The organism is Natrinema pallidum DSM 3751 (assembly GCF_000337615.1).
Lineage (GTDB): Archaea > Halobacteriota > Halobacteria > Halobacteriales > Natrialbaceae > Natrinema > Natrinema pallidum.
The window spans coordinates 74,347-90,295 of sequence record NZ_AOII01000091.1 but is presented as its reverse complement, the minus strand read 5'-3'; the positions used below and the strand labels follow the sequence as shown (position 1 = coordinate 90,295).

The window sequence follows — 15,949 nt, the reverse complement described above, 5'->3', positions numbered from 1 at the left end:
CGTCTCGAGGCCGTGCGAGTCGGCGGACGCGCTCACTCGGGGGCGAGTCGTCGAGCGGGACTGTCGATCGTCGGGCGGACGTATGCGCGTCGGAGCGACACGTCTTTTTGACCGGACCGGGCAGTGTGTGGTATGGATCCAAAGCGGGAGCTCACCAGCGTCGATCTCGCCGCCCTCGTCGGGGAACTCGGTGCCTACGAGGGAGCGAAGGTCGACAAAGCGTACCTCTACGGCGACGACCTCGTCCGGCTCAAGATGCGGGACTTCGATCGAGGCCGCATGGAACTGCTCCTCGAGGTCGGCGAGGTCAAGCGGGCCCACACGGTCGCCCCCGAGCGAGTGCCCGACGCCCCCGGTCGGCCGCCGCAGTTCGCGATGATGCTCCGGAACCGACTGTCCGGAGCGGACTTCGCGGGCGTCGAGCAGTACGAGTTCGACCGCATCCTCGAGTTCATCTTCGAGCGCGACGACGGGACGACCCGGATCATCGTCGAACTGTTCGGACAGGGTAACGTCGCCGTCACCGACGGCGAGTACGAGGTGATCGACTGCCTCGAGACGGTCCGCCTGAAGTCCCGAACTGTCGTTCCGGGCTCGCGCTACGAGTTCCCAGACACTCGAACGAACCCGCTGACGGTTTCTCGGGAGGCGTTCGACCACGAGATGGACGACTCCGATACGGACGTAGTTCGGACGCTTGCGACTCAACTGAACTTCGGCGGCCTCTACGCCGAGGAGGTGTGTACCCGCGCCGGCGTCGAGAAGGGGATGGACATCGACGACGCCGACGAGGCTGTCTACGATCGACTCTACGAGACCATCGAGCGCCTTGCGCTCGACATCCGGAACGGCAACTTCGATCCCCGTCTCTATCTCGAGACCGACGACGAGGACGACGATGCGGACGGTGACGGGACACCCGAAGGCGGTGACGCCCACGTTGTCGACGTCACGCCGTTCCCGCTCGAGGAACACGAGGATCTCGACGGCGAGCCCTACGACTCGTTCCTCTCGGCGCTCGACGACTACTTCTTTCGACTGGAGCTCGCGGAGGAGGAAGAGCCCGATCCCACCGACCAGCGGCCCGACTTCGAGTCGGAGATCGCCAAACACGAGCGCATCATCGAGCAACAGCAGGGAGCGATCGAGGGGTTCGAGCAGGAGGCCGAGTCGTTGCGCGAGCAGGCCGAACTCCTCTATGCGGAGTACGGATTAGTCGACGACATCCTTTCGACGATCCTGGGGGCTCGCAAACGGGATCGCTCGTGGGATGACATCAGGGACCGATTCGAGGAGGGGGCCGAGCAGGGTATCGACGCCGCCGAGGCCGTCGTCGATGTCGACGGCAGCGATGGCACGGTCACCGTCGATATCGACGACGAGCGGATCAGCCTCGATGCCCAGCAGGGCGTCGAACAGAACGCCGATCGACTCTACACCGAGGCCAAGCGCGTCGAGGAGAAAAAAGAGGGTGCGCTCGCGGCCATCGAAAACACCCGTGACGACCTGGAGGATGCCAAGCGACGCCGCGACGAGTGGGAGGACGACGAGAGCGGTGGCGCGGACGAAGCGGAGGCCGACGAGGACGAGGAAGACAGCCAACGCGACTGGCTCTCGGAGCCATCCATTCCGATCCGTGAGAACGAGCCCTGGTTCGACCGCTTCCGCTGGTTCCACACCAGCGACGGCTACCTCGTGATCGGCGGCCGCAACGCCGACCAGAACGAGGAACTGGTAAAGAAATACCTCGAGCCCGGGGACAAAGTCCTTCACACGCAGGCCCACGGTGGTCCCGTCACCGTGTTGAAGGCGACCGATCCCAGCGAGGCCTCCTCGAGCGACATCGACCTCCCAGAGTCGAGCGTCGCGGAAGCGGCGCAGTTCGCCGTCTCCTACTCGTCGGTCTGGAAGGACGGCCGCTACGCGGGCGACGTCTACGCCGTCGACTCCGATCAGGTTTCGAAGACCCCCGAGAGTGGCGAGTACTTGGAGAAAGGCGGGTTCGCGATCCGGGGCGACCGGACCTACTACCGCGATACGGCGGTCGGCGCGGCGGTCGGGATTCAGTGCGAACCGTACACCCGCGTCATCGGCGGCCCGCCGTCGGCAATCGAGGGGCAGGCAGTGACGACGATCGAACTCGAGCCCGGGCGGTACGCCCAGGCGGACGCGGCCAAACGGCTTTATCGGCGCTTCCGCGATCGCTTCGAGGACGAGACGTTTGTCCGCAAGATCGCCAGTCCGGACCGGATTCAGCACTTTATGCCGCCGGGTGGCAGCCGGATCGCGGACGACTGAGGTCCGAAGTCTTCCTGTTCGACCGCGAGAGCGGACGGTTCACACCAGTCTGCAAACCGTAATATCCCAACCGGGATTCCTCCGCTTGAAGGTGGGGGTGGTTGTCAATCGAGAGCGAAACGCGGACCGATTGTCGGAGTATCTCGTGTTCTGGTTCCGTGCGAGCAATCAGAACTGTCCGAACGAAGTCGGCGTCGGTCAGCCGTGTTTTTCCACCTGGTACCAGTTGACTTCCCGCCCGAGGGCATAGCTGACGATGACTTGCACGACAACGAGTCCGTAGAGCGTCAGTGTGACCGGGATGAGTAGCCACGCGAGATCGAACCCTTCGGTGCCGGCGGCGTAGTTGTCGATGGCGCGGATTGTGAGTACGATGCCGTAGATACCAGCCAACCCCGCAGCGACGAAACCGGGATACGAGAGCGTCGCTACGATGAGTTTCGGGACTGTTACCGAGAGGACAACCCCCGCAACGAACGTCCCCACGAGTGACAGGAGCGAACTGAGGTACGCCGGGTCGGACAGATTGCGCCAGTCGTCGACGTGGCCATGACAAATAGAGAGATGGCCCGTAATCCAGCGAACCCGCTGTCCCCACCAGTCCCGCAACGTGTGCGCCGCCTCCTCGAAACAGGGATAGTACGATAGTTCTCGGATCGAGAGGTTGGCCTGGTGACACCGATGGGTGAAGTCCATATCCTCGGTCAGCGCTCCCTCGTCGAACCGTCCCACCTCATCGAAGACCGATCGCTCTACGAGGACGCTGCGGCTTCCAACGATGCGAAGCCCCAACAGAGAGCGAGCGAGTTTCTGTGGCAGGAAAAAGAGGAGCAGATACTCGTAGTACGCTATCGATTCTATGAGGCCAGTCGGTCGGGGGAGGCTTCGGACCCGCGCGATGTCGTGGTCTCGTAACGCGGCCATCCCGTGGGCGATTAGCTCCGGGTGGGGTTCTTGATCGGCATCAAACATCGCGATCACGTCGGCATCGCTCCGTTCGATGGCATCATTGAGCGCGCCTGCCTTCGATCCCGACCGACGATTCTGGATCGAGTGGACACACTCGTAGTCGGCCGCCAAATCGTCAGCCCGATCGATAGAGGTGTGATCATCCGGTTCGCAGACGATTGTGATGGTGAGGTCCTCGTAGGTCGAGGCTGCCAGTCGTTCCACTGAGCGGTGTAGTACCTCGGGTTCGTCGTGGACGGGGACCAGCGCCTCGACGGATCGGCCCGAATGGACCAGCGCGTCGGGATCCTCCCGAAACAGCGACGATAGATACAACAGTAACGAGATCGTGAGGGTCACGACAGCAACCGCGAGCCAAACACGCGTGTCGAAGACGGCACTGAGGAACGGAAGGGCGTGTCCGATGACAACGATGGCGAGAAAATCGGCCATCAGTGTGAGTGCTGTGAGAGCGAGAACGCAGGCAACGATACCAGTGGTTAGGAGGTATCGATGGAGGGCGACCATACTCCCGGCTTGTAACGATTGTAATATAAACCTTCATATGTTGTTTAACGTTCACAACTCTGCCATATAGATGGGTTCCGAGCAGTATTACATCTTTCAACAATTATAAATATTCCGTTAGTAAACACGGATCTCACAGTCCGACGGATGAAGCTCGCGGCTCTTTCGGGTATTAGTAGCGACGATGCAGGTTGTCGAGGATCACAGCAGTGATACCGCCACCGACTAGCATCGGAATCCAGTAAGTCGCTCCCCGATAGATGACGACGGCGGCCGTCGCGGCCGTCGTCGCGACTCCGGTTGTGGAGACGACGAGAACGATAAACGCCGTCTCGACGCCGCCGATACCGCCCGGAAGCGGGAATATTCCGGCGATGCTGGCAACAGGAAGTACGATGAGCATCGCCATGAAGGGGACAGTAACTCCGATCGACGCGAGCGAGATCCAGAGACAGACCGACAGCGTGAGCCACCCGATACACGAGAACAGGCCGGCCAGGACCAGGAGCCGCGGGTTGCTGGCGATCCGTGCGATCGACTCGAAGAACCCATTTACGCGGTGTTTGATGTCCGCTCGCGTCGGCGCGCTAACCCGTGGAACGGTCCGTCCAACCCGGTGAACGATCGGCGGAAGCACCGAGAGAACTATCGTCTCGATTCGATGGTGGAACCGCCACCCGAGCGTCAGTGCGAGAACAAACCCGACGAGGAGTCCCGTTACAGTGAGACTAGCCAGGAGTAGGTTCCGACCGAAGTCGAACCCACGCAGGACGAACAGTCCGATACCGACGAGCCCCATCCCAATCGAGGGGAAAAATGCAGGGTATCGACGCTCGCGATGGCGGCTAACCCGTTCTCGTACTCCGTGTCGGCGGTCTCGGAAATCAGGAAGGCACTGATGGGTTCACCGCCGGCCTGCCCGAACGGGGTGACTTGATTCGCGAAGGTCGCAGCAGTAAACACGACGATTGACTGGACTCGAGAGGTTGGCGTTCCCAGCGCGCGCAAGACGGTGTGTAGACAGAGCCCCCAAGCGACGAGCCAGAGAGGGATGAGCCCAAGCAAGATGGCGATGACAGCAGGCTGGGTCTTCCGTAGTTGTGCAATGATTCCGTCGACACCGACAGTGATGAGCAGCACCGAGAGAACGAGTCCGGCACCGACGAACCCAATCAGAATGGATCGCCAATCGAACAATTCCTCAGATGACATTACGCGGACCCATTGAGAACATCAGCCGGTGGCAAAGGGTTGCACGTGCCGATAGGGGCGGTGTTAGTCGAGGAACACATGGCTCGAGATGGGGACAGGTCGTTGACGAGAGGACGGTAAATAGATGCCCACGGATCGGATAGGGCTGAATTTCATGTTCGGCTGAACGGCCGGGTCGCATTTAAACTTAGTTCATTCGGCGGATCACTACACGGGAGTCCGCTCACTCGATCAGAGCGCGGTGAGACCGCTGATATCCACGTGACTCTCCCACCAATGCAGTGTCTCCGTCGAGTAAACGTGCTGAATCGAATCCGTAGTTCGAGTGGCGACCTCAGCGGCGGCGGGGGACTCGAGACTCGATCGGGCTGCCTGGCGGGCCGCGTGTTAGTCTCTGTTCTCCGCTTGTGCGGCGGTCCCGATGGTGTCGCCGAACCCGTTCTGAATCGGCTCGCCCCGGTCGGGGAACGGCCGCGTGCTGCCGTCCTCGAGCGCGTCGAGGCACTCTTCGACGGTGTAGGTTCGGTTGCCGTCCGAACAGGGTGCGACACATTGGAGGTCGTCGTCCTCGTAGACGGCGACGCAGACCGTCGGGACCTGGATTTCGGTGGCGGGACGGTGCTCGAGCATCGAATCGGTCTCGTGTCGGTCGAACGCCGGGCGGAGCGTGTATCCCTCGCGATCGGCCCAGGACTCGAACGCGTCGACGGTGAGCGATACCGACGGCTTGGCGTCGCTGAGTTCCTCGAGCGCAGTCCGAACCGATGTCCACGTTTTGACGCGTACGTCGGCCGCTATCGCTCGCTCCTCGAGGCACCGCGCTCGCGAAACGATCGATCTGAGCGGTTCCACGACGGCCGCGGAGGCGTTGTTTCGGAGAAACACCTCGATACGTACCGTCTCCGTGGCGGTTTGGTTTGCGTCTCTCATTATTGCTGTTCGGTGGCAACCACATCATCGGCACCATCAGTCAGGAGTATAAAGCTAACAACGTCCGGCCGATGCCGACTGTCGGCTCCCCCATCAGATCGGCCGTCGAATCGCGGTCTGGTGTCTCACCGACCCGAGACGGGCATCCGGTTTCACTCGTCGTTTCCCGACAGTCGACCGTGCGTCGTCGCGACACGTCGCCCGGATTGAAAAAGGGTGCGTTGCCGACGCGGGGGTGACCGGTCTAGTCGGTGATCCGACGCGTTCGTGCCCCCGATATCGTTCACGGAACCGGGTCGCCGTCGAAGGGCTGATGCGAAACAGGTTTGTAACGGGTTATTACCGTCGTTTCGTGGCCGAGTCGTCCATGTGCATCTCGTGAATCGAGACCCGGATATCCGAGGCGTCGTCGAACTCGGTCGTCGGGATGGACGGCTGTTCCGAGTCGGTGTTCTCGTCGTTGCGTTCGATGTTGCGGACCGCTCGGCGCTCGGCCGCGTCGTAGGACGATCCCATCGCGATCAGGAACCCGACCATCGCGGTCACGAGCGCGACGACGCCGATCGCGATGGCACCGATCGAGGCGACCGAACCGGAGAGGACCTGTCCGGAGACGAGCAGCGAAACCGCCGTCACGGCCGCGATCAACGTGAGAAGTCGCGCGAGCCGGCCGGTGTCGAGCCCGTGGTAGGTCTTCTCGCCGGTCGTATCGAACAACACCGACAGAATGCCGTCGTAGGAATCGTCGGTTCGGGCGTTGCCGAGCGAGTGCGTCGACTGTGCGACCCATACCCCGGCGGTGAAGTTGAGGAACGCGACGAACGAGACGAGGCCGACCTGGCCGTCGACGAACAGCCCCACGACGATCGCACTGGTAAACGTCACCGCCATGATCGCGTGGGTGACGAGCGACCGGGTGCCGAAGTCCTCGAGTTGGGAGAGGTGTCCGAGGTTCATACTCGATACTGGAGCGCAACGCGGATAGCCGCAGCCCCTAACTATGAAGAATGTGGGCAAACCACATGGATGTCGGCGGTCACGCCCCCTCCCGAGCGTGGGGGAGCGTACGCTCGCCGCGGCGATCGCGTCGTCGAGCGAGACGAACCGATCGCAGTCCACTTACCGCCACCCTGCGAACGAACCTCCATGCAGATCAAAGACCGGGAGCAGGTCGAGGGCGGCCGCGAACGGGTGACGGTCGTCCCCGAGAGCGTCGACGACCTCTGGCACTTGCAGTACGTCCTCGAGCCCGGCGACCGCGTCGCGGGCGATACGACCCGGCGCATCCAGCGCAACGACGACCAGATGCGCGACACCGGCGGCGAACGCGAACACATGTGGGTTGCACTCGCCGTCGAGACCGTCGAGTTCCACAAGTTCGCCAATCGGCTTCGGGTCGGCGGCGAGATCGTCGCCTGCTCGCGCGAGGACCAGCTGAACTTCCACCACACCCTCAACGTCGAACCGCGCGACGAACTCTCGATCGAGAAGCGGTTCAAGCCCGATCAGACGGCCCGTCTCGAAGAGGCCGAGGAAGCCACCGAGAACCCGGACGTAGCGATCGCGACCGTCGAGGAAGGACAGGCTCACGTCCACACCGTCGCCCAGTACGGCACCGAGGAACGGGCGACGATCACCGGTACGACCGGCAAGGGCGAGTACGCCCGCGGCCGTTCGGAACTGTTCGAAGAACTCGCGACGGTCCTCACGCGCCTCGAGGTCGACGCGATCATTCTCGCCGGACCCGGCTTTACGAAGCAAGACGCCTACAAGTACCTCGAAAACAACGAGCCCGCGGTCGCCGAGCAGATCACGATGGTCGACACGGCGGCCGTCGGCGACCGCGGGGTCCACGAGGTACTCAAACGCGGTGCGGTCGCGGACGTACAGGAGGAGACCCGCATCGAGAGCGAGGCCGAGTACATCGACGAACTCACGCGGCGTATCGCCGACGGCGCGAAGGCGGCGTACGGTCCCGAACAGGTGAAAAAGGCCGCCGAGTTCGGGGCGATCGAACGCCTGCTCGTGCTCGACGATCGATTGCAACGGGAACGCGGGCCCGACGGCGAGTGGGCGATCAGCGTCGACGACATCGTCCGGACGACCGAGCAGAAAGGCGGCGAGGTGACGGTCTTCTCGAGCGAGTTCCCGCCCGGCCAGCAGCTCTCGAACCTCGGCGGGATCGCGGCACTGTTGCGATATCGTCTCGAGTGAGCGCGCGACGATGCTCGCAGCTTCGTGACGTTCACTCGGCGTGTATCTCGTCGCTGGCCTCGATCAGTTGGATGAGCACGGAGGCAAACAGCGAGCCCGAACTCCAGATCGCGGTTTCGCCGTCCTCGCCGCCCCGAACGCTCAACAGGACGCTGTCGTCGTCGACGAGGACGATCCGGCCCGACCGCTGATCGTCCGTTCGGTGGGCCGGGGGGCGTTCGATGGTGACGCCGTCGACGGCGGCGAACTGCTCCCGGACGGCGTCACGGTCGCTGACGACGAAGACCGAGACGCCGGCCGCCGCGCGCTCGGCGAGCGTCCGCTCGATCAACGGCGTGATGAGTTCCGGGAGGCGGGTCCCGAAGACGATCCGATGCTCGGCCTGCGAGAGGATGTCGACCGTGCGATCGTCGACGCGGTCCCGTCCGCGAACCGTCCAGATGTCCTCCTGCGTCTCTTCCCCCTCGGGTTCGCTTTCGACGGCTTCGACGTATTCGAACGCCCGCTCCTGTTCTCGCTCGAACTGGCTTCGAAGCGTCTCTCGGGCCTCCTCGACGCTGACCGGGCGGTACCGGATCGGGTTCGACTGCTGGACCTCGAGCAGACCGCGGTCCTCCAAGCTCTCGGCGACGCTGTAGACCTGCGAGCGCGGCACGTCCGTGATGTCGGCGACGTCCCTGGCCGTGCCCGCGCTCAGCCGGCGTAGCGCGATGAACACTTTTGCTTCGTAGCTGGTGAGACCCAACTGTTCGAAGGCGTCGATAGCCGCGGTTTCGTCGCTGCTCACTCGTCGTCACCTCGAGTCGGGTCGATGCCACCGTCGCTCGCGGTCGGCGTTCCCGACTGCCGCTCGGACGGATCGAACGAGACGTCCGGTCCGAAGTACCGCGTCCACAGGACCAACAACGCCGGGAGCACGACGACGCTCGCGAGGAACGCGTACGTGATCGTCAGCGCGGTGATGATCCCGAACTGCTGGAGCGCTGGGAGGATCGCGAGCGCGAGCGTACCGAACCCGCCGACGGTCGTGGCCGCGCTGCCGAGCAACGCGCCCCCGGTCCCGGTAACGGTCGTCCGAAGCGCCGACCAGACGTTGCCCTGCCGCTCGAGTTCGAGCGCGTAGCGGTCGCTCACGTGGATGCTGTAGGCGACGCCGAGTCCGATCGTGAGACTCGTAATCATCCCCGTCAGGACGTTAAACGGCATGCCGATCCAGTACATCGTCCCCAGAATCCAACTCACCGAGAACGCGACCGGCAGCAACGTCACGACCCCCAGCGTCGCGCTGCTCCCGGTCAGCCGGTAGGCGACGGTCAGGAAGACGAAGACCGCCACGAGCGTGATCAGTAGACTCTCGAGGACGGTATCGAGCAGGTCCTGCTCGACGACGTACCCGACGATCGGGTTGCCGGTTGCGGTGGCGCTCCAGCGGTCGTCGCTGCCGTCCTCGATAGTGTCGGCGATGTCGCGCATCTCGCTTGTCGTCTCACCGTTCGTAGCGTCGCCCTGTATGGCGATGATCAGCCGCGCAGACTGGTAGTCCCCGTCGTCGGTCCGATGGAGGACCTGCTTCGCAGCCTCCCCGTCGATCTCGAAGAGGTGGTCGTACAGCGCCGACACGTTCTCGTCGGGGATGCCGTCGTCGCCGGTGTCGGCCGCGGTGAACGACTCGTTAAACGACTCGTTCTGTCCCGCAACCCGTTCCATCGTCGAGAGCGGGTCCTGAACGTCCGCCTCGCCGGTCGCCAGGGTGTAGGCGACGCCGCCGTCCGCGGCGATCTCCTCTCGAGCGACGTCCATTCGCTCGAGCGCGTCGGGATCGGTCACGTTCCCCTCGACGAGGAGCTGTGCCTGACTGTCCTGGCGCTGAAAGTGCTGGTTGACGTACTCGAGGTCGTCTTTGGCCTGGTATTCGCCGGGTTGTGCCGGACCGGGTAGTGATTCGGTCCAGTCCGGCGGGCTGTCGGCGATGAAGTCCTCCTGTTGGAAGCTGGTGTCGACCTGTGTCGCACCGTAAACGCCCCCCGCGGAGAGCAGGACGGCGACGAGGAGGACGGCAAGCGGCGCTTTCCGAGCGGCGGTCGCGCCGATGGCGAGCACGTCGCCGAAACGGCTATCGCCGGTCCCGAAGGCTCGCTTACGGCGATCGAGGCCGCGGCTTTCGAGGAACTCGTCGAGTTCGATCTTCGCGGCGGGGATCAACGCGCCGAAGACGATCAGCGCGGCGACGATCCCGACCGCGCTGACGATGCCGAACTCCCGAATGGGGCCGATCGGGCTGACGAGGTTCGAGAGAAAGCCGATGACGGTCGTGGCGGTCACCCAGACGAGGGCGACGCCGACGCCGGCGAGCGCGACCGTCATCGAGCCGCGGACCGTCCCGTCGGGACCGTCGGCCTCGCGCTGCTCCCGGTGGCGCATGAAGACGTGGATCGCGTAGTCGATCGAGAGCCCGATCAACAGCACCGGTACTGCCACGAACATCTGGTTGAACGCGATGCCGGCCCAACCCATGAAGCCGAACGTCCAGACGAGGACGGCGACGATGCCGGTGATTCCGAGAACGATGTCAAGCAGGTCGCGGTAGGCAACGACCAGCGCGACCACGACGAACAGGAGCGCGAGCGGACCGACGATGGCGAGACTGTCCCCCATCGACCGTTCGATCTCGTCGGTCATGATACCGGTACCGAAGACGAGCGGCTCCTGTTCCTGAGCCGCTGCGAGGTCGCGAATGGCGAGTTGGCTGTCGACGATCCGATCGCTGACCGCGCCGGCTTCCATGCCGCTCGCGCCGCCGCCAGCCATCGACTGGATCACGGAGGTCAGCCGCGCGTCGGCCTCGGTGGTTCCGGGCTTGTAGGAGGAGGGCAGTAACGCGGTCGCGACGCTGTCGTCGGAACCGTTCGACGGAAGCGTGCGCTCGAGGGTGCGCTCGTAGTCCTCGTCGCTCAGTTCCTCGAGCGCCGCGATCTGCTCGTCGAGCGGCGGCCGGTCCTCACGTTCGAGCGCCGCGTACTCGTCCTCGAGTACGCCGGCCGTCCCGGCCCGATACGCCTCCTCGAGTTGTGCGGAGAGTCGCTGGTAGTCGGGGTCATCCGCTGGGGTCGCCGTTTCCGACCGGAGCTCGGAGCGCTGCGATTCGATCTCCCGAACCTCCCGAACTGCGGACGCGTACTGGGCCGTCTGGGCCTCGGTAAGTCCCGTCGTCGCGTTTGCGACGACGACATCGAACTGCGCCTCGAGTTCGGCCGATCGAATCCGGTATTCGTCCTCGCTGATGGTGTCGGGTTCGGTCGACTCGTTACTCGAGGCGTTTCCGGCGGCCTCGGTGGGCGACGTGTCTGTAGTCGACTCGTTGGCCGAAGTGTTTTCGGCGGCCTCGATAGTCGACGCGGTTGCTGCCGGTGCTTCGGTCGAACTGCGCTCGACCGACTCGTTCAACGCCTCGTACTGCCGTTGAAGCTCGACCGTCTCGTTGAGGCCGTCCTCGAGACCCGCTCTCGTCTCGTTTAGCTCGGCGGCCTGCTCGTTTCTGATCGCCGTGATGGCGACGAGATTCTCGATGCCGGTGATCGACTGGTTCTCGGCGAGCGTCGAGTTGATCGACTCGTTCGCGTGGAGTGCCTGCTGGAACTCGAGCGACGAGCGCAGCGACTCCCTCGTGAGAACGTCGTCGCCGCGCGTGATCACCTGGACGCTGGTCGTGTTCTCCTGTTGCTGGCTCGTGAAGTTCCCGTTGATGCGCTCGAGGGCGTTCGCTTCCTCCGAGTCGCTCTCGAACTGGTCGAGTGAGGAGTCGTCGTCGACCATCGGCATTCCGGCACCGATCAACGCCGTCGAGACGAGGAGGACCACGAGCACGAGCCGCGTGTGCGTGGTGATCGCGTCCGCGAGCCGGTCGGGGACGCTCATTCGGTTACCGCTCCGTCCGTGTCCGTCTCTTCGGTGAGGACCATGCTGTTGTTACGATCCTACAAACGCGACAGTATATACGCGTTCCGTACATCAAGGATGTTGATATTACAGATTGGAAGACAGAATAAATTCATTCGGTCATGACTGTCAGCGTTCCGTGACAGTTGCGCAACGAGAGACAGGGGCGGCGATTCGGACGACGACCGGTCAGCTATTCGATGGAAACCGTCATGAGGTCCTCGGCGAACCGGACATCGCCGTCGTAGTGGGCCCCGATCGACTCGAGCATCTCGTCGTGGCGGCCGTCGGTGTGGGGATAGAGGTGGGTCAGATAGACGCGCCCGATGTCGCGGCCGTCCAGTTGCCGACCCAGCGTCTCGGGTGTCGGGTGGTTGGAGACGTCGACGTCGTCGGGAAACGAGCAGTCGTGGGCGAGGATCGCCGATCCTTCCGCGAAGTTCGCCAGCCCTGCGAACGCCTCGCTGTCGCCGCTGAACGTAAAGCGGTCGTCGAACCGGTAGGCCAAACACGGCAGCGAGTGACGCGTCTCGTAGGCGGCGACGTCGAACCCCGCGACCGAAAAGTCACCCGGAACGACCTCGCGAACCTGCAGATCGACTTTGTCCTGCATGTAGTCGTAGACCGAGAGCAGATCGTCGACCAATCCCTTGGTCCCCTGCGGGCCGACGATCTCGAGGTGGTCCTCGCCGGCGAGCCAGCGGGCCTTCAACAGCGGTAACAGATCGGCGACGTGGTCGAGATGGTGGTGAGTCAGGAGGACGGTCGAGACGTTCTCGTAGCCGATGCCGGACTGCTGGAGTCGCTGGAGCACGCCGGCACCGCAATCTAGCAGCAGCGTTCGGCCATCGTCCTGCACGAGAAGCCCCGCCTGAAAGCGTTCGCCGGTGGGCATCGCGCTGCCCGTGCCGAGAAAGGTGACACGCATACGCGGTTTTGGAACGGCCGTCCCGATAACAGTTGTTATGAAACCGATCCGTCCGCGGCGGCGGACCGGGGCCACGATCCGTGTCCATGGCCGCAGTATCGGAGTGGGGCCTGCTGTTCGAGGAACCCGACCACGACCCGTCTCGGGAGCGTGTCGAGCGGCTCGAGTCGGTTGCCGGAGAGCGAGACGGCTGGGCCGCCCGTGACAGCCGGTCGCGACGACGCCGCCGCGCGGGGTGCGGCGACCGATCGGCGGCTTTATCGCTCCGTCGGCCCGATGGACGGAAACGAATCCATGACTGTCGTTCTCGCCGGCGTCGGTGCCGACAGCACGAACGTCGGCGCGCTGGCCCCGCTCTACGACGACGGCCGCTTCGAATACGTCCCGATCCCGGAGAAAACGCGGGCGACCGACGAGTCCGAGACGCTCGGCTCGTGGGAGCTCCGAGCGGGCGACGGCACCGCCGCGGACCTGACGAGCCGCATCACGCCCCAGCCAGTCCACGACGGGACCGACACGGTCACCGGCGAGGCCCTCGAGTCCTGGCCGCTCCACCGGGACCCGAACTTCGAGGCGCTGACGTACGGCGAACACCGGACCAGCGGCTACGTCTCGCGGCTGCGCGCGCTCGAGTCGGGCGACGTCGTTGGGTTCTACGCCGGTCTGCGACGACCCGGCGGGGACCGCGCCCACCGCTACCTGATCGGCTACATCACCGTCGACGACGTGGTCGTCGTCGGCCCGGATACGCCGCCGGCCGAACGCGCGGCCGTTCTCGAGGCGCATCCGGCAAACGCCCACGCGAAACGCGCCCGGGACGGCGAGCTGTATCTCGAGAAGCCGGTCGTAATCGTCGACGGCCGCGAGCCGGGCGGCCTCTTCGAGCGCGATCCGATCCGGCTCAGCGACTATTACGTCAGTGACGGCAACGAGCGGGCACAGTACTACCTGCGCGAGGAGATCGCCGACGAGTGGCACGTTCGGGCCGGCGGCGCGAATATGATGTTCAAACCCGCCTATCGGTGTGCACTCTCGGGCGCTGCGTTCCGGGAACTGGTCGGTTTGCCCGGTAATCGAACGGCCGTGCGGGACGGCCGCGACTGAGGAACGGGGGCGTTCGTTCGACTCGATCGCGCTCGTCGCGTCGAGAGCTGGTTCCGCATCGCTCGGTTTGATGTACCACTGCGTCAAACGTGACAGCCAGTGACGGCTTCAGACGAACCGACGCCGCGACACGACCGCGTCGAGCGTCACGCGACGCCCGGGCCGCGCAACTCGCTGGCCCACTGGACCGCCGCTCGCAACCCGCTCCGGGTCGCGATCAACTACGTCGTCGTCTGGCTCGTCCGGATCTCGCCCAGCCTCCGACTCAAGCGCTGGCTCCTCCGCCGGATCGGCGTCACGGTCGGCGCGGGCGTTTCGTGGGGGCTCGAGGCGACGCCGGACGTCTTCTGGCCGGATTTGATCACGGTCGAGGCGGGCGCGATCGTCGGCTACGACGCGACGATCCTCTGTCACGAGTTCCTCCAGGACGAGTACCGAACGGGCGAGGTCGTCGTCGGCGAGCGGGCGATGATCGGGGCCGGCGCGATCGTCCTCCCAGGCGTCGAGATCGGCGAGGGGGCAAGCGTCGCGGCGAACTCCTTGGTGACACGCGACGTACCGCCCGGAGCGACGGTTGCCGGCGTCCCGGCCCGACAGATGGGCGACGAGGGTGACGCTCCGGCCGCGACGTAACCGTCTCCGCTCGGTCCCCTTCCGATGTCGTGGTGTGCGTCTCTTGGGTGCCGTCCTCGTCTCGGTCGCGACGAGTGTCTTCGAGAACAGAATTACTATACCGAAGTGAACGAATTCCTGCCCATGTCGTACTGTCACAACTGTGACGAGGACTTCGAACCGGGGACCATTCTCTGCCCGGAGTGTGGAGGGAAATTAACCGAGGAGAACAATGATACGGAGACTGCGTCGGGCTGGTCGACCGACGATCCCGGACACGACGATACGTTCGGGTGGTCGAGTGACGACTCGGCAAGTACTGACACGTCCGGCTGGTCGACGGATGATTCTGCGAGCGATGACACGTCCGGCTGGTCGACCGATACTTCTGCGAGCGACGACTCCGGGTGGGGGAGCGACGATACCGCGGGGACCAGTGGAGCGGCGACGGCCCAGCGGGAATCGGGGCTGACCGCCGCGTCGGAACCGCGGTACCACGACAGGGATATCTTCGACTTCTCGTTTGCGTTCCCGCTCGGGAAGGGCGGCAAGCCGTTGCTGATCGACTCCGTCCTCATTCTCTTGTCCTTTCTCCTCGTGCCGCTGCTGTTTTCCTACGGCTACTCCTATCGCGTCGGTCGCGCGGCGGCGCGGGGAGACGGCGATGTCCCCTCGTTCGACGACTGGGGCGGACTGGGAACGGACGGACTGATCCTCGTCGGCATCTATCTCGGCGTCGTCATCGCGCTCAGTGTGCTCGTGGCCGCGTTCATCGGCGCGATAGCTGTGGTCGGGGAGTCGTCGGAGCTCGTGCTCGTCCTCCTCGCGATCGGGACACTGCTCGTATTCGCGTGCGTCTACGTCGCCGGCGCGATCGTCCCCGTCCTGATCGGCACGGGCAGCCTCACCGAGACGTTTTCCAACGGCCGCCTCCTCGAGTTCGCGCTCTCGCGACACTATCTCAAGGGCGTCGTCCTCATGTTCGTGTTTTGGTTCATCCTGTCGACCGCGGCCAGTATCGTTGCGGTGGTCCTCGCGATTACCGTTCTCGGTATCGCCCTGCTGATTCCGCTGTACTTCGTGTTCACGGCGTACAGTGCGAACCTCGCCTTCGCCATGTGGGGCTACATCTACAACGAAGCGGCGGCGGCCGGCGACGTCGACCCCGTCGACCCCGACGCATCGCTCGGCCTGCGATAGCGGTCCGGTCGGACGGATCGCTCCGAATGTGAGCAAAAA

At 64.2% G+C, this 15,949-nt stretch carries 13 protein-coding genes; 5 read left to right on the top strand and 8 right to left on the bottom strand.

Annotated elements, in window-relative coordinates; all coding sequences use genetic code 11:
• The first annotated feature begins 132 nt into the window (after nt 1–132).
• On the top strand, nt 133–2,298 hold the full coding sequence (gene rqcH, locus C487_RS16065) for a ribosome rescue protein RqcH (RefSeq protein WP_006186881.1): 2,166 nt from the start codon (nt 133–135) through the stop codon (nt 2,296–2,298).
• A gap of 198 nt (nt 2,299–2,496) precedes the next feature.
• Here rqcH and C487_RS16060 read toward each other — a convergent pair whose 3' ends face one another.
• From C487_RS16060 to C487_RS16045, 5 genes are all read right to left on the bottom strand, one after another.
• Entirely contained in the window at nt 2,497–3,774 is a 1,278-nt protein-coding gene (locus C487_RS16060) for a glycosyltransferase (protein WP_006186880.1), read from the bottom strand.
• Between the two features lie 172 nt (nt 3,775–3,946).
• A complete protein-coding gene (locus tag C487_RS21755) occupies nt 3,947–4,573 on the bottom strand; it encodes a lysylphosphatidylglycerol synthase transmembrane domain-containing protein (protein WP_006186879.1) in 627 nt (208 codons plus the stop codon).
• Nucleotides 4,492–4,986: a flippase-like domain-containing protein gene (locus C487_RS21750; protein WP_275039951.1), complete on the bottom strand. Its 495-nt coding sequence runs from the start codon at nt 4,984–4,986 to the stop codon at nt 4,492–4,494. Before C487_RS21750 ends, C487_RS21755 begins: the two co-directional genes overlap by 82 nt.
• Before the next feature lie 387 nt (nt 4,987–5,373).
• Nucleotides 5,374–5,916, bottom strand: coding sequence for an HTH domain-containing protein (locus C487_RS16050; protein ID WP_006186878.1), 543 nt, complete (start codon nt 5,914–5,916; stop codon nt 5,374–5,376).
• Nucleotides 5,917–6,255: 339 nt separating this feature from the next.
• The gene (locus C487_RS16045) at nt 6,256–6,873 is read right to left on the bottom strand and encodes a hypothetical protein (protein WP_006186877.1); all 618 of its coding nucleotides are present in this window, start codon (nt 6,871–6,873) and stop codon (nt 6,256–6,258) included.
• A gap of 189 nt (nt 6,874–7,062) precedes the next feature.
• Between C487_RS16045 and C487_RS16040 the strand changes: the two genes are divergently transcribed.
• Nucleotides 7,063–8,130, top strand: coding sequence for an mRNA surveillance protein pelota (locus C487_RS16040; RefSeq protein ID WP_006186876.1), 1,068 nt, complete (start codon nt 7,063–7,065; stop codon nt 8,128–8,130).
• Nucleotides 8,131–8,161: 31 nt separating this feature from the next.
• Here the strand turns inward: C487_RS16040 and C487_RS16035 are convergent, their stop codons facing one another.
• From C487_RS16035 to C487_RS16025, 3 genes are all read right to left on the bottom strand, one after another.
• A complete protein-coding gene (locus C487_RS16035; protein WP_006186875.1) occupies nt 8,162–8,917 on the bottom strand; it encodes a TrmB family transcriptional regulator in 756 nt (251 codons plus the stop codon).
• Nucleotides 8,914–12,045 (bottom strand): MMPL family transporter, encoded by a 3,132-nt coding sequence (locus C487_RS16030; protein ID WP_006186874.1) that lies wholly within the window; start codon nt 12,043–12,045, stop codon nt 8,914–8,916. Before C487_RS16030 ends, C487_RS16035 begins: the two co-directional genes overlap by 4 nt.
• Nucleotides 12,046–12,259: 214 nt before the next feature.
• A complete protein-coding gene (locus C487_RS16025) occupies nt 12,260–12,994 on the bottom strand; it encodes an MBL fold metallo-hydrolase (protein ID WP_006186873.1) in 735 nt (244 codons plus the stop codon).
• A 294-nt stretch (nt 12,995–13,288) separates the two neighbouring features.
• Here C487_RS16025 and C487_RS16020 point away from each other — a divergent pair, with 294 nt between their 5' ends.
• The 3 genes from C487_RS16020 (at nt 13,289) to C487_RS16010 (ending at nt 15,910) form a co-directional block, all read left to right on the top strand.
• Nucleotides 13,289–14,098 carry an Nmad3 family putative nucleotide modification protein gene (locus C487_RS16020; RefSeq protein ID WP_049908213.1) on the top strand — a complete coding sequence of 270 codons (810 nt, stop codon included), beginning with the start codon at nt 13,289–13,291 and terminating at the stop codon, nt 14,096–14,098.
• Between the two features lie 99 nt (nt 14,099–14,197).
• Nucleotides 14,198–14,731 (top strand): acyltransferase, encoded by a 534-nt coding sequence (locus tag C487_RS16015; protein WP_006186871.1) that lies wholly within the window; start codon nt 14,198–14,200, stop codon nt 14,729–14,731.
• A 123-nt stretch (nt 14,732–14,854) separates the two neighbouring features.
• The gene (locus C487_RS16010; RefSeq protein WP_006186870.1) at nt 14,855–15,910 is read left to right on the top strand and encodes a DUF4013 domain-containing protein; all 1,056 of its coding nucleotides are present in this window, start codon (nt 14,855–14,857) and stop codon (nt 15,908–15,910) included.
• Nucleotides 15,911–15,949 lie beyond the last annotated feature (39 nt).